This is a genomic window from Bifidobacterium aesculapii (assembly GCF_001417815.1).
Classification (GTDB): Bacteria; Actinomycetota; Actinomycetes; order Actinomycetales; family Bifidobacteriaceae; genus Bifidobacterium; species Bifidobacterium aesculapii.
Genome location: NZ_BCFK01000021.1, coordinates 58,242 through 82,401 on the forward strand (window position 1 = coordinate 58,242; position 24,160 = coordinate 82,401).

General features: G+C 67.2%; 16 protein-coding genes and 1 tRNA gene. 13 read left to right on the forward strand and 4 right to left on the reverse strand.

Going from position 1 to position 24,160, the window contains the following annotated elements; genetic code table 11:
• Nucleotides 1-113: 113 nt before the first annotated feature.
• The 4 genes from BFAL_RS02585 (at nucleotide 114) to BFAL_RS02600 (ending at nucleotide 4,660) form a co-directional block, all read left to right on the forward strand.
• On the forward strand, nucleotides 114-899 hold the full coding sequence (locus BFAL_RS02585) for a GNAT family N-acetyltransferase (protein WP_082440305.1): 786 nt from the start codon (nucleotides 114-116) through the stop codon (nucleotides 897-899).
• Complete coding sequence (locus BFAL_RS02590; RefSeq protein WP_055426877.1) at nucleotides 896-2,248, forward strand: MFS transporter; 1,353 nt, start codon at nucleotides 896-898, stop codon at nucleotides 2,246-2,248. Before BFAL_RS02585 ends, BFAL_RS02590 begins: the two co-directional genes overlap by 4 nt.
• Before the next feature lie 187 nt (nucleotides 2,249-2,435).
• Nucleotides 2,436-3,614 (forward strand): aminotransferase class I/II-fold pyridoxal phosphate-dependent enzyme, encoded by a 1,179-nt coding sequence (locus BFAL_RS02595; protein WP_055426890.1) that lies wholly within the window; start codon nucleotides 2,436-2,438, stop codon nucleotides 3,612-3,614.
• Nucleotides 3,615-3,691: 77 nt separating this feature from the next.
• Complete coding sequence (locus BFAL_RS02600; protein ID WP_055426878.1) at nucleotides 3,692-4,660, forward strand: Ppx/GppA phosphatase family protein; 969 nt, start codon at nucleotides 3,692-3,694, stop codon at nucleotides 4,658-4,660.
• A gap of 27 nt (nucleotides 4,661-4,687) precedes the next feature.
• On the opposite strand, the gene BFAL_RS02605 is transcribed toward BFAL_RS02600, so the two are convergent.
• On the reverse strand, nucleotides 4,688-5,458 hold the full coding sequence (locus BFAL_RS02605; RefSeq protein ID WP_055426879.1) for a DUF4391 domain-containing protein: 771 nt from the start codon (nucleotides 5,456-5,458) through the stop codon (nucleotides 4,688-4,690).
• Nucleotides 5,459-5,809: 351 nt separating this feature from the next.
• On the opposite strand from BFAL_RS02605, the gene BFAL_RS02610 reads away from it, so the two are divergent.
• Together BFAL_RS02610 and BFAL_RS02615 are read left to right on the forward strand one after the other, a co-directional pair.
• Nucleotides 5,810-6,670 (forward strand): aldo/keto reductase, encoded by an 861-nt coding sequence (locus BFAL_RS02610; protein ID WP_055426880.1) that lies wholly within the window; start codon nucleotides 5,810-5,812, stop codon nucleotides 6,668-6,670.
• 94 nt (nucleotides 6,671-6,764) lie between these two features.
• Entirely contained in the window at nucleotides 6,765-7,445 is a 681-nt protein-coding gene (locus BFAL_RS02615) for an HAD family hydrolase (protein WP_160319020.1), read from the forward strand.
• Nucleotides 7,446-7,553: 108 nt separating this feature from the next.
• Here BFAL_RS02615 and BFAL_RS02620 read toward each other — a convergent pair.
• Both BFAL_RS02620 and BFAL_RS02625 read right to left on the reverse strand, forming a co-directional pair.
• A tRNA-Arg gene (locus BFAL_RS02620) sits at nucleotides 7,554-7,626 on the reverse strand.
• A gap of 149 nt (nucleotides 7,627-7,775) precedes the next feature.
• Nucleotides 7,776-8,054 (reverse strand): hypothetical protein, encoded by a 279-nt coding sequence (locus BFAL_RS02625; protein ID WP_055426882.1) that lies wholly within the window; start codon nucleotides 8,052-8,054, stop codon nucleotides 7,776-7,778.
• Nucleotides 8,055-8,181: 127 nt separating this feature from the next.
• Here BFAL_RS02625 and BFAL_RS02630 point away from each other — a divergent pair, with 127 nt between their 5' ends.
• The 5 genes from BFAL_RS02630 to nrdG all read left to right on the forward strand — a co-directional run bounded on the left by BFAL_RS02630 (nucleotide 8,182) and on the right by nrdG (nucleotide 14,551).
• A complete protein-coding gene (locus BFAL_RS02630; protein WP_055426891.1) occupies nucleotides 8,182-9,159 on the forward strand; it encodes an endonuclease/exonuclease/phosphatase family protein in 978 nt (325 codons plus the stop codon).
• A gap of 78 nt (nucleotides 9,160-9,237) precedes the next feature.
• Nucleotides 9,238-10,566, forward strand: coding sequence for an exodeoxyribonuclease VII large subunit (gene xseA, locus BFAL_RS02635; RefSeq protein ID WP_370696050.1), 1,329 nt, complete (start codon nucleotides 9,238-9,240; stop codon nucleotides 10,564-10,566).
• 136 nt (nucleotides 10,567-10,702) lie between these two features.
• Complete coding sequence (locus BFAL_RS02640) at nucleotides 10,703-11,026, forward strand: exodeoxyribonuclease VII small subunit (protein WP_055426893.1); 324 nt, start codon at nucleotides 10,703-10,705, stop codon at nucleotides 11,024-11,026.
• A gap of 430 nt (nucleotides 11,027-11,456) precedes the next feature.
• A complete protein-coding gene (gene nrdD / locus BFAL_RS02645; protein WP_055426883.1) occupies nucleotides 11,457-13,856 on the forward strand; it encodes an anaerobic ribonucleoside-triphosphate reductase in 2,400 nt (799 codons plus the stop codon).
• The gene (nrdG, locus tag BFAL_RS02650) at nucleotides 13,853-14,551 is read left to right on the forward strand and encodes an anaerobic ribonucleoside-triphosphate reductase activating protein (protein ID WP_370696049.1); all 699 of its coding nucleotides are present in this window, start codon (nucleotides 13,853-13,855) and stop codon (nucleotides 14,549-14,551) included. The genes nrdD and nrdG overlap by 4 nt, the downstream gene beginning before the upstream one ends.
• 92 nt (nucleotides 14,552-14,643) lie before the next feature.
• On the opposite strand, the gene BFAL_RS02655 is transcribed toward nrdG, so the two are convergent.
• Nucleotides 14,644-16,710: a cation:proton antiporter gene (locus BFAL_RS02655; RefSeq protein ID WP_055426884.1), complete on the reverse strand. Its 2,067-nt coding sequence runs from the start codon at nucleotides 16,708-16,710 to the stop codon at nucleotides 14,644-14,646.
• A 612-nt stretch (nucleotides 16,711-17,322) separates the two neighbouring features.
• Here BFAL_RS02655 and BFAL_RS02660 point away from each other — a divergent pair.
• A complete protein-coding gene (locus BFAL_RS02660; protein WP_152973499.1) occupies nucleotides 17,323-22,512 on the forward strand; it encodes an acyl-CoA dehydratase activase-related protein in 5,190 nt (1,729 codons plus the stop codon).
• 129 nt (nucleotides 22,513-22,641) lie between these two features.
• The gene (locus tag BFAL_RS02665) at nucleotides 22,642-23,919 is read left to right on the forward strand and encodes a glutamate-cysteine ligase family protein (RefSeq protein WP_055426885.1); all 1,278 of its coding nucleotides are present in this window, start codon (nucleotides 22,642-22,644) and stop codon (nucleotides 23,917-23,919) included.
• Nucleotides 23,920-24,160 lie beyond the last annotated feature (241 nt).

The following is a 24,160-nucleotide window of genomic DNA, read 5'->3' on the forward strand; positions in this document are numbered from 1 at the left end:
GCTGGAACGCGCCGTGAACGTCTCGCCGGCGGGGAGGCCGCTACCCTCGTGCAGGCATGTGTGGGCGGGCACACGTGCTACACGACACCAACGAACCAAGGAGTGGAACACCCATGGCTGCGAACAGCAACGCAACCGCCAACACCGCAACGAACGGCATCGTCTATCGTGCCGTCACCTGGAACGACGTCGAAGCCATCGTCGACGCGTTCTACCAGACCTGGGGCGTGAACGAGCCCGGCGACCCGGCCATCGCACGCATGACATCACGTCATTTCGTCCTGCACTATCTCGAACCGGCGACTCGCGCCGAAATCGCCGAAGACCCGGACGGCCGGTTCATGGGCGTCACGCTCGCACGCGTCGCGGGCGCCCCGGTGCTGTTCGACCGCGTCCCCGACGCCCTCGCCCACGTCGACGATGAACTCGGCGCCACCCCGGAAGGCGCCGACGCCCTCGCCCGCACCAAGGCATGGCATGCGCTCGAGGAACGCATGGAAGACGACATCGCCATCAACGACCGCGCCCCCGCCGAACTCGAACTGTTCGTCGTGGCGCCCGCCGCGCGCGGCCACGGCGTCGGCGGTACGCTCTGGCGGCATCTGCTCGCCGCGTTCGCCCATGCCGGCGTCGAACGCTACTACCTGCACACCGATTCCAGCTGCGACGTCGGCTTCTACGAGCATCAGGGCCTCGCCCGCGTGGCCGAACGCTATGCGAAGGACCATCCCGGCGAACACGTCGGGGATGGGGAGGACATCTTCATCTACGAGGGCGAGGTGAGGCCGAGCGGAGTGGATGAAGCGGTGTGCACCGGTATCTACGAGGGCGAGGTGAAGCCGAGCGGAGTGGATGAAGCGGTGTGCACCGGTATCTACGAGGGCGAGGTGAACGCATGAGCGGCGCGGCGACGGTGAGGGTGCGCTCGCCCTATGCGCGCCTGTTCCATATCCCCGGTGCGAAGGCGTTCTGCGTCTCCGGCGCCGTGGCGCGACTGCCCATCTCCATGATGAGCCTCGGCATCGTGCTCGCATTGAACCATCTGTACGACAATTGGACGGTCGCCGGCACGATGAGCGCCGCCTACGTGTTCGCACTGTCCTGCGTCACCCCGTTCTATGCGCGCCTGTTCGACCGTTTCGGCCAACGACGGGTCGGCCGCGTGGCGCTCGCCGTGCAGGTCGTCGCCATGCTGTCCTTCGCGTTCGGCGCCCTGCTGCGTGTGCCCATTCCGCTGCTGTTCGCATTGGCGATCGTCATGGGACTGACCCAGTTCTCGTTCGGCGCGCTGGTGCGCACCCGTTGGGCGTACGCGCTGCGGGAGGACCGCGACGGCGAAGCGCTGCTCAACACCGCATACGCGATGGAGGCCGCCATCGACGAGGTCGTATTCATCCTCGGCCCGATCCTCGCGGCATGGCTCGCCACCAGCGTGCACCCCGTCAGCCAGCTGTTCGTGCCGACCATCGCCTGCGGCGTGGGCGGTGCTGTGTTCTTCTCGCTCAAGTCCACGCAGCCGCCCGCCATCATCGAAACCGTGCACGTCCCCGCGGCCACGCGGGCATCCGAAACCGCTGCGGATGCGCCCGGGCATGATGGCGACCCGTCGGCCGTCTCCTCCGCGGCCCCTGCCACCGACGGCCTGTCGCTCAGACAGCTGCGCCATCAGGGCGCCAAGCCGAAGAGCGCCCTCCTGTACGGCGGCGTGCTGCCCCTGCTCGTCGTGTTCCTCGTGTTCAACATGAGCTTCACGTCGTTCGACGTGTCCATCACCGCGACGATGAAGGCGATGGGCCTGGAAAGCCTGCTCGGCCTCCAGCTCGCCATGTTCGCGCTCGGCTCGTGCGTCGGCGCCGTCGTGTTCGGGTCGCGCCGCATGCGCGGCTCCCACTGGGGCCACATGGTGCTGTTCCTATGCCTGCTGACCATCGGCTACGTGGGATTCCGTCTGTCCATGGACCATCTCCTCGTGCTCGGACTCGTCGAGATCCTCGCCGGACTCGTCGTCTCGCCGTTGTTCACCACTGGCAACCTCATCGTCAAGGACATCGTGCCCGAGGAAAGCCTCACCGAAGGCCTGAGCTGGGTGAGCACCGCCGGCACCGTCGGCACGTCGATCGGATCGTCCGCGGCCGGCATCGTGCTCGACGCCGCCACCCCGCACGTGGCGATGTTCCTGCCCGCGCTGTTCACCGCATGCGCGGTGCCGCTCGCGCTGCTCGGCTGGGTCCTGGCGCGCAGACGCTAGCGGGCGTCGTCCCGACAGACGGGACCGGTGTTGCGCCGTGTCGCGTCTTGCCGATACAACGGGCGGTATGACTGGTGAAGCACAGCAGCATGACATGCCGTCCAACCCCGCCGAAGCGGCCGGCGCGGCCCGGCCGACAGGCGACGGCGCCGCGGCCGGCGCCGCCGGGGCCACGGCGACGCCCGTGATGTCCCGCAGGGCGCGTGAGGCGCAGCCGTTCCGCGCCATGGTGTTCGGCGAACAGGCCGACCGCATGATCGCCGAAGGCGTGAGCGTCATCAAACTGTCGCTCGGCGAACCCGACTTCGGCGCGCCGCCCGCCGTACGCGACGCGATGCGTGAACAATACGACGGGCGCGCGCTGCCGTACACCGCCGCCATGGGATTGCCCGAACTGCGCCGCGCCATCGCCGGCTTCTACAAGGAGCGGCACGACCTCGACATCGACCCCAAGCGCATCATCATCACCTCGGGCGGATCGGCGGCGCTCCTGCTCGCCACCGCGCTCACCGTCGACCCCGGCGACGACGTGATCGTCGCCGACCCCTCATACCCGTGCAACCGCGAACTGATCAACAGCTTCGAAGGCAACGTCGTGGACGTGCCCACCTCCGCCGCCACACGCTTCCACCTCAACCGCGACCTCGTCGCCGCGCACTGGACGGACCGCACGAAAGCCGTGATGATCACCTCGCCGTCCAATCCGACCGGCACCACCATCGACTTCGACGTGCTCGCCGAGGTATGCGGCTACGCGCGCGAGCACGGCGCATGGCGCATCGTCGACGAAACCTACATCGACCTCGCCGACCGCGAACCCGACGGCACCGACATCAAATCCGTGCTCGCCTGCGACGACGGCGCGATCGTGTGCAACAGCTTCTCCAAGTTCTTCGGCATGACCGGATGGCGACTCGGCTGGGCCGTCATCCCCGACGACGACGCGGTCCTCAACGCCGTCGACGACCTCGCCACGAACTACTACCTGTGCGCGCACACGCCCACACAGCATGCGGCGCTCGCCTGCTTCACCGAAGACAGCCTCGCCGAATGCGAACGCCGCCGCCAGGAGCTGCTCGCCCGCTGGCGCATCGTCATCGATGGGCTCGCGCATATCGGTCTGCCCGTCGAAGTCGAACCGAACGGCGCGTTCTACGCCTACTTCGACATCACCTCCACCGGACTCGACGCCTGGACGTTCTGCGAACGCGCGCTGGCGGAGGCGCACGTCGCGTTGACGCCCGGACGCGACTTCGGCGCCGCCACCGCCGACACGCACGTCAGGCTCAGCTACGCGGCGTCGCGCGAGGCGCTCGCCGAAGGCCTCGACCGCCTCGGCCGGTGGCTGCCGACGCTGCGCCGCTGATTCGCGCGTCCATCACCACGGCATCACCGGCGGAATCACCAGAGAACGAGAACCACAGAAGGAACGGAACACCACCCATGGTCAACCTGCGTTCGCACACCACGCGTCTCGGTGTGCTCGACATCGGTTCGAACACCATCCACATGCTCATCGTCGACGCCGCGCCCGGCGCGAGGCCCGAGCCCGAGGCCAGCACGAAGACCACCGTGCGTCTGATGACGTATCTCAAAGAGGACGGTTCCATCAGGAAGGCCGGCATCGAGGCGATTCTCGAAGCGGTGGACGAGAGCATGCGTCTCGCCGAGGAGTACCAGATCACGCAGCTGCTTGCCATGGCCACCAGCGCGTTGCGCGAAGCCCCGAACGGCAACAAGGTGCTGCGCAAGATCGAGGAGCGCATCGGCCAGGGGGTGACGGTGCTGTCCGGCACGGACGAGGCGAGGCTCACGTTCCTCGCCGCCCGCCGCTGGTACGGCTGGGATGCGGGCCGTCTGCTCATGCTCGACATCGGCGGCGGCTCGCTCGAGGTCGCTATGGGCTCCGACGAGGAGCCGACCGTGGCGCTGTCGGTGCCGGCGGGCGCCGGGCGCGTCACCACGCGGTTCCTGCCCGAGGGCACGGCGACGCCGGAGGAGCTGGAGGAGGTGCGCAAGCAGGTGCGGCGGATTCTCGAGCCGATGGTCGAGGCGTTCCCGAAGTCGAAGCATCCGAATCATGCGGTAGGCACGTCGAAGACGTTCCGTTCGCTCGCGCGTCTCGCCGGCGCCGTGCTGCGCCAGCCCGGCCGCGAGGACACGATGATCATGACCCGCGAACAGCTGGAGGATTGGATTCCGCGTCTCGCCGCCATCGAACCGGAGCAGCGCGTCGCCCTGCCCGGCATCACGCCGGAGCGCACGATGCAGATCGTCGGCGGTGCGATCGTGGCGGACGAGGTCATGAAGGCGCTCAACATCCAGGAGATCGAAATCTGCCCGTGGGCGTTGCGCGAGGGCGCGATTCTGCGCTGGCTCGACCAGTTCGGCCGCACGCGTCTCGGCTTCTGACCGGACGCGCCGTCGCTCCTTCAGCCGTCACGACTCCAGACGGCTGAGCTCCGCGCGCGTCTTGGCGAGTTTGGCGAACGCCTCGTTGCGTTGCGTCGGGTTCTTCGCCCGCGCATGGTCGCGCACGAGCTTCGCCTCCTGCGCCCGCAGCGCGACGATGCGGTCACGCCGTATCAGCTGCGCGTCCAGGTCGGCGTGGTCCGCGGTGCCGAGGATCGCCTGCGAACAGAGCGACTCCCACACCTCGTCCATGTCGGTGCCGACGGTCTCCAACAGCACGTCGCGCGGGTCCTCCCAATCGGAGGCGTGCACGAGGAACCGTTCGACGTGACCGGCGCGCGAGGCGGGGTCGCGGCGTCGCACGACCAGTGCGCACTGTTCGCGTATCGCGCCGCCGGCCGCGTCCGCCGCGGCGTCCGTTCCGGTCGCCTGCGCGTCATGGCCGTCGCGCACGCACACGAACAGGACGCCGCTCGCCTTGCGCTGCGCCGCGATGTGTTCGATGACGTCGGCCGGTACGGCGGCGTCCGTGCCGTTCAACCGCAGTCCCAGCACCAGGATCTCCTTGATACGCGTGCCCTCCGCGGCGCCGGTGTTCACGGGGCGCAGCAGGGCGAGCATGTGGATGGAGGCGACGGCGTGCAGGAAATGCTGCCGGAGCGTGTTTGATATCGGCCCCTTGCCCGCGAACAGTCCTTTGGGCAGCGTGCCCTTCTCGGCCGGAATGGCCGACCGTTGCGGCAACCCCAGTTCCAGTGCGGTCACCGAACCGCAGCGTGCGGCATCCATGGCCATCATCGGCCTCCCTTCCGTCGGCGCCGGCATGCGGCGCATGAGGATGATGGCTATGAGGGTACACCAATCGTCCCGCACCGCGCGGCATGCGCATCGCGCATCGATACCCGAAGCCGTGGTGCCCGCAGGTGCGATGTCGCCCGGTTCCGGCCTTCGGATATCCACGAGCCGTACGCGGCATGCGGGGCGAGCCGGCATCGCCCTACAATCGGCATCGGGCGGATTCGCGTGACGGACGAGTGGCCGTGCACGTCGGCGGCACGGACTGGCGGCACGGACTGTCGGCACGGGGCCTTGGCATGTGCGCGGCCGGCATCCGTCGTCGGCGCGCCCGTCGGACTATGGGGAGGACACATGGCATTCACGCATACGGTGACGTTGCATGACGGCACTGCGATGCCGCGGCTCGGCATGGGCACGTGGCATCTGGCCGAGGGCAGGCGGCCCGCGGCGCAGGAGATCGCCGCGCTGCGGGCCGGACTCGACGCCGGAATCACGCTGATCGACACCGCGGAGATGTACGCGGACGGGCGTGCGGAGTCGCTCACCGGCCGCGCGATCGCCGGATACGACCGTTCCCGCCTGTTCCTCGTCTCCAAGGTCTACCCGCACAATGCCGGCCGTCGGCACCTGCGTCGCAGTCTGGAGGCGTCGCTGGAGCGTCTCGGCACCGATTACCTCGACATGTACCTGCTGCATTGGCGCGGTTCCATACCGCTGGCCGAGACCGTGGCCTGCATGGAGGAGGCCAAGGCGGACGGTCTGATCCGCAACTGGGGCGTCTCGAACTTCGACGTCGACGACATGCGCGAACTGTTCGCCGTGCCGGGCGGCGACGCCTGCGCGGTGAACCAGGACCTCTACCATCTCGGATCGCGCGGCGTCGAATTCTCGCTGCTCGACTGGATGGACGCGCATGGCGTGCCGCTCATGGCCTACTGCCCGCTGGCGCAGGCGGGATCGTTGCGCAGCGGGCTGCTGTCCTCGCCCGCCGTGCGGGAGGTCGCGCGGGCGCACGGCGTGGAGCCGATGCAGATCCTGCTCGCGTTCGTGCTGCGGCGCGACGACGTCATCGCGATCCCCTGCTCCGGCAGCGCCGACCATGTGCTTGCGAACCTGCGCGCCTGCGACATCGAATTGACCGCGGGCGAGCTCGCGGCGTTGGACGACGCGTTCCCCTCGCCGACGTCGAAGGAGCCGCTCGACATGCAGTGACGGCTCGCGCGGCGACGATCCGCGACGTGCGCGCGTGATGCGTGCGTCGCGGCGTGATGCGGTTCGGTGTCCGCGTGTGCGCGGATGGAGGAGGATGGGTGGTATGGACGCGATGAACGGTATGGATGATGCGATGGCGCCGGCACGTCCGGCGGCGATAGACGATGTGGTGTTCGACTGTTGCGGCGTGCTGGTGGACTGGCATCCCCGGCTCGCGTTGGAGGGGCTGTACCCCGCGGGCGAGCTCGACGGGTTCTTCGCCGCCGACGACCGATGCGGGTTCATGTACTTCGATGACCTGCACGACCGTGGCATGGACTACGACCGGTTGTGCGACGCCTACGAGGAGGAGTACGGGTCGCGGCTCGGCGCGATGATGCGCGCCTACGCCGGGCATGTCGACCGTACGCTGGCGGGGACGGTGCCGGGCATGACGGCGCTGCTCGCCGACCTCAAGGCCTGCGGTGTGGGGGTGTGGTGCCTGACCAATTGGGGGCGCGACGTCTGGCCGGTGCTGCGCGACCGGTTCCCGGAACTGTTCGGCATGATGGACGGCGTCGTCGTCTCGGGAGTGGAAGGTGTGGCCAAGCCGGACGCCGCGGCCTTCGATCTGGCGGTCGCACGGTTCGGGCTCGACCGGGCGCGCACCGCGTTCGTGGACGACTCGCCGTACAACGTGGACGGCGCCCTCGCGGCAGGCCTTCAGGCCGTCCGTTTCAGCTCCGCCGCGGACACGCGGCGTTGGCTGGCCGAGCGTGGCGTGCCCCATCAGTGAGCGTGCGTGCCCGCAGGCTGCGTCCCCATTGCCTCCGCACGGCGTTCCGGGGATAAAGGGAGATAAAGGAAAACCCCTTGGAATCGCAATGATTCCAAGGGGTGAACGTGCCCCAGATCGGATTCGAACCGACGACACCCGCTTTAGGAGAGCGGTGCTCTATCCACTGAGCTACCAGGGCGACGGCAATTCATTGTACACGGTGCCTCGCCAACCTCGGGCGAAGCGCGTCGGGTCCGTCTGCGAAGCGCGTCGGGCCCGCCCGTGAAGCGCGCGGTAAGGTGGTGCACAAGCGAAAGGGGTGTCCGTGGCGAAACGAAGCCGAGACGACTATCTCACACCTGACGAGGCCCGTGCCGACGCCCGCCGGGAACTGCTCGCGCGGGCTTCCGGCGCACGGCCGTCGGCCGGTGGGAAGGCGTCGAAGGCATCGAAGGCGTCGTCCCGCACGTCATCCGCAACGGCTTCGTCGAAATCATCGTCGTCGAAATCGTCGTCGAAATCCGCGGCATCGTCGCGCCGGAAGTCCGGCCGGGGCGCCGGCGCGACGGGCAAGCGCGCAAGCGGCTCCGGAGCCGCGAACGGCCGTGCGGCAAAACGTGCCGGCATGCGCAACGGCGCCGCCGGCGGCGTGAAGCGCGGCGGAAAGGGCGGACGGGGGAACGCGGGCGCCGGGAGGACGCGCGGTGCGGCGGCCGTGCGCACGACGCCGCCGGGACGCCGCATTCTCGCCGCGATGGCGTTCGTCTGCGCCGCGGCGTGCGTGCCGGCCGTCGCCGCACGCGCGCTGCCGGCGGGACTCCAGTCATTGCCGTACGTGCCGGTGCTCGTCGCGGCGACGCCATGGTTCATGGGACTGTCGGTCATCGCGCTGATGCTCGCGATCGCGTCGCGGCGGTTCCTCGCCGGTCTGCTCGCCGTCGTCACATTCGCGGCGAACGTGTGGTGGCAGTATCCGTTCTTCAGCACGACGGAACCGTTGACGCGAGCCGCGGACGCCGCCGTGGGGCAGGCGCACGCCGTGACCGGCGACGCCTACGCGCGCGTGATGACGTGCAACGTATACAAGGGGCGTGCGGACGCGCGCGCGATCGTCGAGACGGTGCGCGACGAGCGGGTGGAGGTGCTCGCCCTGCAGGAGACGACGGACGCGTTCGTCGCGCAGTTGGAGGAGGCGGGGATCGGCGATTATCTGCCGTATGCGAAGGTCGCCAGCTCCGACGGCATGTACGGCAACGGGCTGTGGTCGGCCTCGCCGCTCATCGGCCCGGCGAACGACGACGTGAACTCCAGCGCCTCGTTCATGCCCGGCGGCACGGTCGCGTTCGCGGACGGCGTGAAAATCCGGTTCGTGTCCGTGCATACGACCGCGCCCGTGCCCGGCTATTGGGGGCAGTGGAGGCGCGCGCTCGACGAGCTCGGCGCGATGAAGGCGCACACGGACACGCGCTACGTGTTCATGGGGGATTTCAACGCGACGTATGACCATGCGCCGTTCCGGGACTTTCTGGGCGACCGCTTCCGTGACGGGGCCAGGCTCGCCGGGCGCGGGTGGACGTTCACATGGCCTGCGGACAGGGGCGTGCTGCCGCCGCGGTTCGCGGGCATCGACCATGTGGTGGTTGACCAGGGGGTGACCGCCGGGCGGATGAAGACGGTGGTGGTGCCCGGCACCGACCATGCCGCGCTGCTCGCCACGCTGGCCGTGCGGTGATGCGCGGCATGCCCGGCGGCGACACGCGGGCGGCGGGACGAAAACGGTACCGATGTACCGGCCCACGACGCCGACACTATAGTGAGGGGCATGAGTTACGACATGAACGCCACGATGCGCGGCGGTGGCTATGCGGCCGGTGCCGCGCCGGGGTCGCAGCCCGCGCCTGATCTGAGCCGCCCTCGCCCGCTCGACCAGCTGCCGCGGCTCGCCGCCGACACCACGGCCGAGAACCCGTGGCCGGTGAGCGTGCTGAGCCAGAAGTTCCATACGGCGGTCGCCAAATGGCCGGCCGCGTGGATCTGCGGGCAGATCACCGAGATCAACACGCGTCGTGCCGGGTCGGCCTACCTCACGGTGCGTGACGACTTCGAGGACATCGCCATCTCCGTCTCCGGGTGGCGCGCCTTCGCGGCGGCGGCCTCGCGGTTCCGTCAGGGCGACCGCGTGGTCATCCACGGGCGCGCCGATATCTGGGTCAAGCAGACGCGTCTGAGCTTCATCGGCGACGACATCCGCAAGATCGGCGCCGGCGGGCTCAAGGAGCAGATCGATGAGCTGCGCAGGAAGCTCAAAGGCGAGGGGTTGTTCGATGCGGAACGCAAGGTGCCGCTGCCGGAGTTCCCCCGATGCATCGGTCTGATCTGCGCGCCGCAGGCGCGCGCCGAAGGCGACGTGGTCACCAACGTGAACCTGAGGTGGCCGGTCGTGCGCTTCAAGATCGTGCATGCGCACGTGCAGGGGGCGCAATGCCCGCCCGACATCATCGAGGCGATCCGCAGGCTCGACGCGGACCCGGAGGTGGATGTGATCATCGTGGCCCGCGGCGGCGGCGCGTTCGAGGATCTCATCGGCTTCTCCGACGAGGGCGTGGTGCGTGCCGCGGCGGCATGCGTGACGCCGCTGGTCTCCGCCATCGGGCATGAGGACGATTGGACGCTCATCGATCTGGCGGCCGACCTGCGCGCCTCCACGCCCACCGATGCGGCGAAGAAGGTCGTACCCGACGTGCGTGAGCAGTGGCAGCTCGTCGACAACGCGGTGCGGCAGATGCGCATGCGCGTCTCCGCCCGCGTGGACGGCGAGATCCGGCTGGTCGAAGGGTATGCGAACCGCCCGAGCCTGACCAGACCGCTCACCATGCTCGAACCGCACCAGCGGTTCATCGACGACGCGCTCGCCCGGCTGGACATCGGTCTGCGCCGCATCGTCGACGACGCTTCGCTGACCATCGAGAAACGGCACGCCTCGCTGACCGCGCTCAGCCCCCAATCCACGTTGAACCGCGGGTATGCGGTGGTGCAGCGGGCCGACGGCGGCGTGCTCGACGACGCCTCGCAGGTCCGACCCGGCGACGAGCTCACCCTCACTCTCAGGAAGGGCGTCGTCACCGCCAAGGCGGACTGACCGCCGTGGCGGATGCCCATGCCGGGCGACGGCACTGGCGGATGCGCCGCGATACACAGCGCAATACAGAGACATACAGCGATACACAGCGATACACAGGACGACACCGATAGTGAAAGGAACGACCATGACCGACATGAACGTAACCGAGCAGGACGAAGCCGCGCAGGCAGCGGCGGACACCCACGCGGCCCCCGCATCCACGCTCACCGACAAGGAGCGTGCGGCCATCGCGCAGATGCCGTACGAGGAGGCGCGCGACAAGCTCATCCAAGCCGTGCAGGCATTGGAGGCCGGCGGGCTCAGCCTCGACCAGTCCATGCGCCAATGGGAGATCGGCGAAGCGCTCGCCCGCCGTGCGCAGAGCCTGCTCAATGACGTGCGCGCCCGTCTCGACGCCGCGCAGGACGCGCAGGCCGCCACCGCGGACACCGCCGGCACGCAATCCAACTTGGATTGAGTTCCCTTCGCGGCACAGCAGCCGCTCGCTTCGCCTGCAGCCAGCCCGCCGGGCTGCCTGTCTGACGGCTGGGCCCAGTCCGATCTGGACTGAGCCCAGGCCTGTCATAGCCGCTTGCCGTATTGTCCGGGCGGGCTGGAATCATGCTTTCGGCCCATCCGGGGGAGCGCGCCTGCGCGACACGCTGAGCCGGCGAATGTCATATGAATCACATGGATGTGATTTGGCGGTATTCCGCCAAAAAACCACTACCCATAGTGTTTGTGCGGCGTGGCGTGACTAGATATAGGGGTGGGGATGCCGTACAGTATCTGAGGCCCGTGAAAGCGCGGCGCGATCAGACCTCGGAACGCGATGGTGATTCGCCGCGAAACCAACGGGAACAGGATGTACGACTAGGCCCCTTCGGGGGCGGGGATGGAGATGCGAGATGGAGACAGCAGCGATCAGTCCGACGACCGCGACCGCCAAGACCACCGGACGTCAGGTGCAGGTGGAGAAGCGTGACGGCCGTATCGTCGATTTCGACCCCATCAACATCATCTCCGCCGTCAAGGCCGCCTTCGGCGACCTCGACAAGCGCGTCGGCCCCGAGGAGGAGAAGCTCATCCGCGGCTTCGCCGACCAGGTCGAGGGCGAGATCAAGGAACGCTACGCCGGCCCCGCCAAGATCGAGGACATCCAGAACCTCGTCGAGCATGCGCTCATCGACGCCCACCTGTACGACGTGGCCCGCGCCTACACCACCTACCGCCTCGACAAGGACATCGAGCGCGCCAAGGCCACCGACGTGAACGAGGCCGTGTCCCGCTTCATCAACCAGGACCCCACCCTCATCCACGAGAACGCCAACAAGGACGCCAACGTCTACGCCACCCAGCGCGACCTGCTGGCCGGCGCCGTCTCCAAGGCCGCCGCGTTCAACATGCTGCCGCCGGCCGTCTCCAACGCCCACATGAAGGGCGACATCCACTTCCACGACGCCGACTACTCGCCGTTCACCGCGCAGTCCAACTGCTCCCTGCCGAACTTCTGGGACATGCTCGCCAACGGCTTCACGCTCGGCAACGCGCCCATGGCCTCCCCGAAGTCCATCGCCATCGCAGCCACGCAGATCACCCAGATCATGAAGGACGTGGCCTCCAGCCAGTACGGCGGCCAGACCGCCAACCGCGCCGACGAACACCTCGCCCGCTACGCCCGCCTCGACTACGAGAAGTTCCTCGACGAGGCCCGCGAGATGATCCCCGACGACATGCCGATCGAATTCGCGCGCCGTCAGGTCGCCAACGCCAAGGCCAACGAGCCGGCCAAGCTCCACTTCGAGAAGGGCCGCGAGCCGCTGCCCATGGACACCCCGTTCCACGAGGACGTCGACGCGCTCGAACAGGAGCGCGAGATCCTCGCCAAGATCCGCACCCGCAAGGCCATCTACGACGCCATGCAGACCATGGAGTACCAGATCAACTCCAACCGAGTCTCCAACGGCCAGACCCCGTTCGTCACCGTCGGCTTCGGCCTCGGCACCGACTGGTTCTCCCGCGAGATCCAGCGCGCCATCCTCCTCAACCGCATCCGTGGCCTCGGCCGCGAACACCACACCGCCATCTTCCCGAAGCTCGTGTTCACCGTGCGCCACGGCGTGAACGCCGACCCGGGCGACCCGAACTACGACTTGAAGCAGCTGGCCCTCGAGTCCGCCACCAAGCGCATGTACCCGGACGTGGTCTTCTACGACAACATCGTCAAGATCACCGGCTCCTTCAAGGCGCCGATGGGATGCCGCTCCTTCCTGCAGGGGTGGATCAACCCCGAAACCGGCAAGGACGAGGAGGACGGCCGCATGAACCTCGGCGTCGTCTCCGTCAACGTGCCGCGCATCGCCCTGGAATCCCACGGTGACAAGGAACGCTTCTGGAAGCTGTTCGAGGAGCGCATGGAGATCGCCCACCAGGCCCTGCAGTTCCGCATCATGCGCTGCAAGCAGGCCACCCCGGTGAACGCCCCCACCCTGTTCCGCTACGGCGCGTTCGGCCGCCTCGGCGCCAACGACAACGTCGACACGCTCTTCAAGAACGAGCGCGCCACCGTGTCCCTCGGCTACATCGGCCTCGCGGAGACCACCGCCGTGTTCTACGGCAAGAACTGGATCCGCGACCACGGCTGGGATCCGGAAGGCAAGGAGTTCGCGCTGTCCATCGTCAAGCGCATGAACGAACTGTGCAAGCAGTGGAGCAAGGCGGAGGGCTACCACTACTCCGTGTACTCCACGCCGGCGGAATCGCTCACCGACCGCTTCAACCGCATGGACCGCGAGAAGTTCGGCCGCGTCGAAGGCGTGACCGACCACGACTTCTACACCAACTCCTTCCACTACCCGGTGTGGCTGCAGCCCACCCCGATGGAGAAGCTCAACTACGAGAAGGACTTCCCGTACTACGCTTCCGGCGGCTTCATCAACTACTGCGAGTACCCGTGCCTGCAGGACAACCCCAAGGCCCTCGAAGCCGTGTGGGACTACGCCTACAACGTCGGCATCGGCTACCTCGGCACCAACACGCCCATCGACCACTGCTTCGTGTGCGGCTTCCAAGGCGACTTCGAGCCCACCGACGAAGGCTTCAAGTGCCCCGAATGCGGCAACTCCGACCCGGACAAGTGCAACGTGACCAAGCGCACCTGCGGCTACCTCGGCAACCCGGTGCAGCGCCCCATGGTGCACGGTCGCCACGAGGAGATCTCCCACCGCGTCAAGCACATGAGCGGCGAGACCGGTCACGTCACCCTCGACGACGGCTCCACCCGCGAGTGGTTCGAAGAAGCCAAGTGAACCGTCACGACTTCGCGCCCGGCGAGACCGGGCGCGGTCCGTCCGTCCCATCCAACGGCCTCGCCAACGACCCGCGCGCAGGCCAATGGGACGGACGTCGCATGTCCAAGCGCATGATCGCCGACTACAAGACCTTCGTCGTCACTGACGGCGAAGGCGTGCGCAACTCCCTGTACGTCTCCGGGTGCCCCTTCCACTGCGTCGACTGCTTCAACTCCTCCATCTGGGACTTCCAAGCCGGCCACGAATACACGCAGGCCCTCGAAGACAGGATCATCGACGACCTCAAAGCCCCATGGGTCCAAGGCATCACGTTCCTTGGCGGCGAGCCCCTCCTCAACACGCCAGTCCTTCTGCCCCTCGCCCGGCGCATCCGCCGCGAATTCGGCCATGACAAGGACATCTGGTGCTGGACCGGCTACACGTGGGAGGAGCTCATGCGCCCCGGCGAAACCGAAGACAAGCTCGAACTCCTGCATCTCATCGACATTCTCGTCGACGGGCGCTACCTCAAGGACCAGAAGGACAGCCTCCTGCAGTTCCGCGGCTCCAAGAACCAGCGCATCCTCGACGTCCCCCTGTCCCTCGCCCAAGGGCGCCCCGTCATCTGGGCCAAACTCCACGACCAGGAGCGCGACATCCCGGAAATCTATCTCAAGGACCGTCTCGCCGGCGAAGACAAGCAGGCGTCCTGAACCCCAGGCGTCCTGAACCGTCGCGCCAGCCCCTGTGGGCCGCCCATGAACCGCCATGAACCGCCCCCATAGGCGGGCGCCGCCTATGGCGTTCAGACGATCGACTCGGCCTGCATGAGGTGCACGTTCGCACGCATGATGCGGGCGTCCTCGCGCGTGATCTCCTTGCTTTCCAGCATCTCGCGGATCGTGTCCAGCTCCATGCGCATCGCATCCGCACGCACCTGCTCGATCTTCGCGTCATCGGCGATCGGCATGGCGGTCAGGGACGGGTTGAGGATCTGGTTCAACGCCCTGCGGTATTCGATGAGCAGTTCGGCGACGAGTTCGGCGTCGTAGACATGGTCGAGCATGAGATCCTGCAGACGATCCATGATGTCGTTGTACAACGGCACCTGCACCGCGCGGATCGCGCGTGTGCGCTCCGCCTCGAGCCCCGGCGTGTGGCGCGCGATGCCCTCCCAGAACCGTCGGATGACCGGCATGAAGCGGCGGCGCAGCTTGGCGATGCGGAACGACAGGCCGTGCCGCCGCCCCCGCTCGTCGACCGGCTCCAGACGCGCCAGCACCGATTCGATGTGTTCGAGCAGCGCCCGCGCGCCCGTCAGCTGCGTGGCCGTCTCCACGTCCGGATCCGCGACGTTCTCGCGTGAGGAGATCGCGTCGCGCAGCCAGTCGCGCTCCCATTCGAGCGTGCGCACGCGCAGGTCGTTCGCCTCCTGCGGCGAGGAGTTCGGCAGGTTCGATTCCACGCGTTCGATGCGGTCGTTGTAGCTTTTCAGCACGCGCGTGACCGCCGCATGCGTCTCGGGCGTATCGTTGTCGACGATCTTGGCGATCGTGCGCCGCAGCATCGTGATGTCGCGACGCGCCCACTCCTCCCTGGACGTGTCCTGCGGTTTCGGCGACAGCATCGGCAGCATCACGTTCGAGATCACGATGGACAGCACGATGTAGCCGGAGACGATGAACAGCAGGATGTTGCGCACCGGCACCGACGCGCCGTTGTCGATCGAATACGGCAGGGAGAACGCCATCGCCAGCGAGATCGCGCCCTTCGGGCCTCCGAACGTCATGACCACGGCCGAATGCCAGCGTTCGCGCGTCATCCTGCGCCGCTGGCCGGTCGTCGTGTCCTTCGCGAGACGCAACGTGCCCACGCACCATGCGAAGCGGAGCACCAGCGTGAGCACCGTCATCAGCAGGACCAGGCCGATCATCGCCCACAGGTCGACGCGCGGATCGTCCCAGATCGCGCGCATCGCGATCGGCAATTCGATGCCGAGCAGCACGAACACCATGCCGTTGATCGTGAAGTCCGCGAAATGCCACACCGAATTCGAGATCAGGTTGACGCGCGCCACGTCGCCGCCGACGCCCGTGCGTGGGAACGTGATGACCACGCCGCAGGCGACCACCGCGAGCAGCCCGGAGATGCCGACATGCTCGGACAGCAGGTAGACGCCGAACGGCAGGAACAGCTCCATGAGCATGCGCGTAGTGACGTCCTCGAGATTATGCCGGCGCAGGGTGAGCACCAGCCGGTCGAACAGCCAGCCGACCACGGCGCCGATCAGCGTGCCCAGCACGAAGCTGGCGAGCACCTGGCCGCCGAAGCCCACGGGGGAGAAATGCCCCGTGGCCAGAGCCACCAGCATCGTCTGGAAGCCCACGAGGCTGACGGGATCGTTGAGCAGGCTCTCGCTCTGCAGCACCGACTGCTGGCGCGGCGTGAGCTTCACCACGCCGCCCAGCTGCGCGACCGACACGGCGTCCGTCGGGCTGATCACCGCGCCCATCGCCACGGCCGCCATCATCGGGATCGCCGGCCAGATGGCGTGCAGGGCCACGCCGCTCAACGCCATCGTCACCATCACCAGACCCACCGCAAGCGACATCGACAGGTTGAGGTCCTTGCCCAACGCCTTGCGGTCGATGTTGCGCGCCTCGAGGTAGAACAGCGGCACGATGAACAGCAGCATGAACATGTCCGGTTCGAACTGCACGTTGCGCAGACCGGGCGTGAAATACCAGGCGACGCCGAACGCGATCTGGATGAGCGGCGTGGAGATCTTCGGCAGGAACCGGCTGAGGAACGAGGAGATCAGTATCGCGAACAGAATCTCCGTGACGAGTATCGCATTCGCCATCGTGGCCATCGCCTTCCCCTTCTCCGAACGCCCGTATCTGCACGAGGCCCCGGGCAGGGGCGTCACGGCGCTGTGACGCGGTATGTCCCTCACGGGCAGATCGCCTCCATGCCGCGCCGGTTCCCCGGCGTTCCGGTCGGAGCCCGTGAATCGGACTTACATCCATACGACAATATAGAGGCGTCGTCCCGGCCGCGGGGGCGTCCTTACGGAAGACATGCGCCCCGGCGTGCCGCGACGGCGTTTCCCTCACGGATTCCTAACGTCAGCTTCACCCGGGCCATGCCGCATGCCTGCGGCTCGACCGCACGCGCGGAATTCGTGCGGAACTCGCGCGGAACTCGCGCGGAATCACGGTGACGCCGCACCCGCGGAACTACGCCGCGGCATCACCGCCGCACATGGGGCATCGCCCCACTTCGGCGCGAAGTGTCGTGTTTGCTTGCAATCCGTGAGCGAAATCACCGCCTTAGCCGACCAGTCGGGCGGGGGTGCGGACTATTCTGAAGCACAGAACAAGCCGGGCGACGCCGTCCGCAGAGCACCTGCCGACCGTCCGATGACGGTTCGCGGCGCCTCGGGGCGGCGGATGAACCGGAAATCGGAAACGAAGAGGAACGCATGGTTGATACCGCATCGAACGCGAACGAACACGTGACGGACGTTCACGCGACCGCCGCGCAGAAGCCCGCGAAACCGTTGCGCGTGGGATTGGACATCGGCTCGACCACCGTCAAGGCGGTGGTGCTCGACCAATCCGACTCCCTGACGGACACGCTGTTCTCCGACTACCGCCGCCACCACGCCAACGTGCGCGCCACGGTCGCCGGCCTCCTCGTCGACATCCGCAAGGAGCTCGACAAGCTCGGCCGCGGCGACGAGCCGATCCGCCTCGCCATCACCGGCTCCGGCGGTCTCGCGCTCGCCGACAACCTGCACGTGCCGTTCGTCCAGGAGGTCATCGCCGAAACCGAGGCGATCGACAAGGAGTATCCGCAGGCCGACGTCATCATCGAGCTCGGCGGCGAGGATGCGAAGATCACCTACCTGAAGCCCACGCCCGAACAGCGCATGAACGGTTCGTGCGCGGGCGGCACCGGCGCGTTCATCGACCAGATGGCCACCCTGCTCGACACCGACGCGGCCGGCCTCAACGAGATGGCGAAAAGCTACGAGAACCTGTACCCGATCGCCTCGCGATGCGGCGTGTTCGCCAAGACCGACCTCCAGCCGCTCATCAACGACGGCGCCGCCAAGCCGGACCTCGCCGCCTCCATCTTCACCGCCGTGGCCACGCAGACCATCGCCGGCCTCGCCTCCGGCCGCCCCATCCACGGCACCGTCATCTTCCTCGGAGGCCCGCTGTTCTTCATGAGCGAGCTGCGCGCCGCGTTCCAGCGCGCGCTCGACGGCAAGGTCGACGAGTTCATCGTGCCGACCAACGCCCACCTGTACGTCGCCTACGGTTCGGCGCTCCAGGCCGACATGGACGCCGACGACGAAGGCCACCGTTTCGAGGCGCGCACCTGCGCGGACATCCTCAAGCGTCTCGACGAGCTCAAGAACCTGCCGTCCAACACGCCCACGATGCCGCCGCTGTTCCCCACCGAAGCGGACCGTGAGGCGTTCAACGAACGCCACCACCGCGAGCACATCCACATCGGCACGCTCGAAGGCGCGCACGGCCCGCACTTCCTCGGCATCGACGCGGGCTCGACCACCATCAAGGCCACGCTCGTCAACGACGACCGTGAGATCGTCTGGTCGAGCTACGCGAACAACGAAGGCAGCCCGCTGACCGCCGCCATCAACATCGTCAGGAAAATCCAGAACGAACTGCCCGAAGGCGCGTGGATCGCGCGCTCGTGCGCCACCGGCTACGGCGAGGGCCTCATCACCACCGGCCTGCATCTGGACGAGGGCGTCGTCGAGACGATGGCCCACTACCGCGGTGCCGAAATGGTCAGCCCCGGCGTCACCGCCGTCATTGACATCGGCGGCCAGGACATGAAGTACCTGGCCATCACCGACGGCGTCATCGATTCCATCGCCGTCAACGAGGCATGCTCGTCCGGCTGCGGCTCGTTCCTGCAGACCTTCGCCATGTCCATGGGACTGACCATCCAGGAGTTCACACAGAAGGCGCTCGCCTCCACGCACCCGGTGGACCTGGGCTCGCGCTGCACCGTGTTCATGAACTCGTCCGTCAAGCAGGCGCAGAAGGTAGGCGCGTCCATCGAGGACATCGCCGCCGGCCTGTGCTATTCGGTCGTGCGCAACGCGCTGTACAAGGTCATCAAACTGCGCGACGCCGGCGAGCTCGGCGACACCGTCGTCGTGCAGGGCGGCACGTTCCTCAACGACGCCGTGCTGCGCGCCTTCGAACTGCTCACTGGACGCGAGGTCACGCGACCGAACATCGCCGGACTCATGGGCGCGTACGGCGCGGCCCTTACCGCGCGCATGCACTACGAGGACGTCGCCGACGACGACCACGAGCACGTCGGCACGGACGGACGCGCCGTCGCCGCGGACGCCGCTTCGGACGACGCCGGCGCGGCGGCCGAAGCGTCCGCCGCCGGCGACGAGCCGAACGCGGCAGCGCACGCCGGCGAGATCGTCGTCGACGGCGTGCACCACACCGTCTCGTCGATCCTCACCGGCGACGCGCTCGACCACCTGTCGATGACCACCGAGCGCGACGTGTGCAAGCTGTGCCAGAACCACTGCAAGCTCACCATCACCACGTTCGACGACGGTTCGCGCTACGTGACCGGCAACCGCTGCGAGCGCGGCGGTGACGCGAAACGCAAGCGCTCCGACCGCCCGAACCTGTACGACTACAAGTACAAGCGCTGCTTCGCCTACCGCCGCCTGACCGACAAGAAGGCCACGCGCGGCGAGATCGGCATCCCGCGCGCCCTCAACATGTACGAGAACTACCCGTTCTGGTTCACGCTGCTCACCTCCCTCGGCTTCAAGGTGATGATCTCCGGGCGGTCCAGCCACGAACTGTTCGAGACCGGCATCGAATCGATCGCCTCCGAGAACATCTGCTACCCGGCCAAGCTCGTGCACGGGCACATCAAATGGCTGCTGAACAAGGGCGTCAAGACGATCTTCTACCCGTGCGTGAGCTACGAGGAGAACCTCGTGCCCAACACGGACAACCACTACAACTGCCCGGTCGTGGCCAACTATCCGCTCGTCGTCGGCGCGAACATGCCCGAACTGCGCGACGAGGGCGTGCGCTACATGCACCCCTACTTCAACCTCGCCAACCACGAGCTCATGGTCGACCGCATCGTCGAGGAGTTCGCGTGGGCGGACGTCACGCGCGAGGAGGCCGAGACCGCCGTCAAGGCCGCCTACGCCGAAGACAAGGTCTTCAAGCACGACGTGCAGCAGGAGGGACTCAAGGCGCTCGCCTACATGAAGGAGCACCACTGCCGAGGCATCGTGCTCGCCGGGCGCCCCTACCACATCGACCCGGAGATCAACCACGGCATCCCCGAGACCATCTGCGCGCTCGGCATGGTCGTGCTCTCCGAGGATTCGATCTGCGAACTGCAGCCGGGGGAGAAGCTCAACCTCACCGAATACCTCTCCCAGGGCGAGGAGAACCCGCGCGCGAAGAACGCCGCCGGATTCCGCCACGTCGGCGACCGAACCGTCACGCGCATGCCGTTGCGCGTGACCAACCAGTGGGCCTACCATTCGCGTCTGTACGCGGCCGCGCACTTCGTCGCCTCCTACCCGGGGCTCGAACTCGTGCAGCTCAACTCGTTCGGATGCGGCCTCGACGCCATCACCACCGACCAGGTCGCCGAGATCCTCGCCGACAAGGCCGACGTGTACACGCTGCTCAAGATCGACGAGGTCTCCAACCTCGGCGCCGCGAAGATCCGCCTGCGCTCGCTCAAGGCCGCGGTCGAGGAGCGTGAGGCCAGCAAGCGCCGCGAGGAGAAGGCCGCCGCCGCTGCCGCGGGCGCCGCCGGCGTCGACAAGCACGACCGGCCGCTGTCGGACGATGTCGCCATCGCCGCGAAATCCGACGAACTCGGCGCACAGCTCGAGGAACGCCGCAAGGCGCGCGAGCAGGCCGAATCCGACCTGGCCGCCGCCAAGGCCGCGCTCGCCGAAGCGCAGGCCGCCGTCGACGCGGCCGAGGCGAAGGTCAAGGCCGAGGCGGCCGCCGGCGCCGGGGCGGGTGCTCCGGAGGCGCCCGCCGGCGCGCCGAAATCCACCGGATTCCGCAAGACCGGCTCCAAGGCGCCCACGCCGGGTCGCCAGGTGCTGCTCGACGCGACGATGGCCGCCAACCCGCGCCTGACCAAGGCCATGCGCGACGCATCCAAGCGCGCCGCCAAGCGCGACATCGAGAACGCGCGTCTCGCCGCGCTCGGCGACGGCACGACCTCGAGCGCCGCGTCCAAGTCCGGCAAGGGCGGGTCCGGGCACAACAACGCCACCATGTCGCGCTACGCGCACCGCGAGAAGTTCCTCAAGAACATGAAGAGGGACTACACGATCGTGGCCCCGCAGATGAGCCCGATCCACCTCTCGCTCGTCGAATCGGTGATCCGCTCCGGCGGCTACAAGTTCGATGTATTGAAGCACGCCTCCCGCACGGATGTGGAGACCGGCCTCAAATACGTGAACAACGACGCCTGCTACCCGGCCATCATGGTCATCGGGCAGCTCATCGACGCGATCCTCGAAGGCAAGTACGATCCGGATCATGTGGCGCTCGCCATCACGCAGACCGGCGGCATGTGCCGTGCGACCAACTACTTCGGCCTGATCCGCAAGGCCCTGATCGATGCCGGCTACCCGCAGATCCCGATCATCGCGATCTCCACGCAGGGTCTGGAGGACAATCCGGGCTTCAAGGCCACCGTGCCGATGCTGCACCGTGCGGTCAAGGCGCTGATCCTCGGCGACATGCTTATGAAGTGCCTGTACCGCGTGCGCCCGTACGAGGTGGAGAAGGGCTCGGCGAACCGCCTGTACGAGCAGTGGGACACGATCGTGCGCGAGACCATCGAACACCACGGCTACTCGCAGACGGGTGCGAAGACCCCGTGGCTGAAGAAGGGCTGGCTGCCGTACCCGACGCTCGCACGCGAGATCGTCAAGTCGTTCGACGCCCTGCCGTTGAAGGACGTGCCGCGCAAGGTGCGCGTCGGCGTGGTCGGCGAGATCCTCGTCAAATACCAGCCGGACGCGAACAACCATGTGGTCGACGTCATCGAATCGCAGGACTGCGAGGCCGTGGTTCCCGGCATCATGGAGTTCATGACCACCAAGCCGTACATCACCGACTGGAACGAGCACAATCTCGGCATGGGCGGCAACCAGTTCGCCTACGCGGTGATGCGCTGGGGCCTCGACCGGTACTTCGCGCCGATCAACGCGGCGCTCGACCTGTCGCACGGCAAGTTCCGCCGCGACGAGCCGATGCCGGAACTCGTGAAGAAGGCGGCCGAGGTCACGTCGATCGGCGTGCAGGCCGGCGAAGGCTGGCTGCTCACCGCGGAGATCCTCGAACTCATCGAACAGGGATGCCCGAACGTGATCTGCGCGCAGCCGTTCGCCTGCCTGCCGAACCATGTGACCGGCCGCGGCATGTTCGGCAAGATCCGCCGCCTGCACCCGGAGGCCAACATCGTCTCCATCGACTACGATCCGGGCGCGAGCGAGGCGAACCAGCTCAACCGCATCAAGCTCATGATCGCCGCAGCGAAGAAGGCGCACAAGGCCAAGTTCGTCGACGGGAACGAGCCGCAGGGCTTCGTCACGGCCGACTGACGCGATCGCGGGCGGACGGGGCGGCGGATTGCGTCGTAGCCCTGCCGCGCCGCCCGCTATCGGTTTTTCGTATAGCCGAAAACCGGTCGTGCGGCGGGGCGGGGCGGCGGTGCGGATACCATACCGCTTATGGTCACACCCGCAATCAGCTATGCGCATCTGCTCGCCAAGCCGAACCCGAAGCACGTGGAGAGTCTCCTGAAGTTCTTCGAGGCCGGCCGGTCCAAGCGTGGCACCGGCGGCTTCGGCGTCGAGATCGAGCATCTGCCCGTGCATAATTCCGACGACACCGCCGTGAGCTACTACGAGCCGAACGGCATCGAGGCACTGCTCAAACGTCTCGCCCCGTACTACGACGAGAGCAAGGAGTACTGGGAGAACGGGCATCTGGTCGGTCTGGGGCGCGAAGGCGTCGCCGTCTCGCTCGAACCGGGCGGCCAGGTAGAGACGTCCATCGGCATCCTGCACGAGCCCTCCGACCTCAACCAGCTGTACGGCCGGTTCCGCCGCGAGGCCGATCCGATTCTCGAGGAGCTGGGCTTCCGTCTCGTCAACTACGGCTACCAGCCGAAGTCAAGCTTCGCGGACGTGCCGGTCAACCCGAAGGACCGTTACGATGCGATGACCGATTATCTGGGGCGTGTCGGCCAGTTCGGACCGTGCATGATGCGTTGCTCCGCCTCCACGCAGGTGAGCATCGACTACGTCGACGAGAAGGATTCGCTCGACAAGATGCGCGTGGGCACCGCCATCGGCCCGATTCTCGCCTGGTTCTTCCGCAACACCCCGTACTTCGAGGGGCGCGTGAACCCGTATCCGCTGCTGCGCCAGCGCATGTGGGACTACCTCGACTTCCAGCGCACCAACGTGACCCCCGGCCTGTTCGACCGCCGCTACTCGTGGGAGGACTACGCGGTGGACGTGCTGTCCACGCCGCTCATGTTCGCCGATCTGACGCATACGCCCGAAGCACTCGAGGCCGGGTTGAGCCGCAAGGAGCTGCATCATGCGGCGTTCCGCGAGAACGCCGGCGAGGTGTACCCGGATCGCGAGCTCAACGCGTACGAGATCAACCACATCATCTCCACGCACTTCAACGACGTGCGTCTGAAGAACTTCATCGAGTTCCGCCACTGGGATTCGCTGCCGATCGAACGCGCCGAACGTCTCACCGAGATCATCGCCTCGCTGTACTACGTGCCCGCCAACCGCATCCGCATCGAAAGCTACTTCGACGGGCTCACCGAGGAGGATGTGTTCGAGGCCAAGGCCAATATCCAGGCGCATGGCCGCGACGCGAACCCGTACGGACAGCCGCTCGACTTCTGGCGCGAGTTCCTCGGCCTCGAAGGCCTGCTCGACGACATTCCCGGCGACCCGAACCACCCCGACGTGTTCCAGCGCTGAGCCGTCCGGTATCCGGACCGGATTGTCATCTCTGCCCCGCCCCGTCTTTGAACGGTGGCGGGGCATTTGTATGCGCATCGTGCCATCCCTCACCCTGTAAGGCGTTGGCCATGGGTAAGGGCGTTGGCCATGGTCGGCCGCCATTTTTCGTGATGCCGTTCTTGGCGGCGGATTGTACGGAGCAGTGGGTTCGTTTCCGTATTTTCCGCCTCCCAGTCGCGCTCAGCGGCGGATATTACGG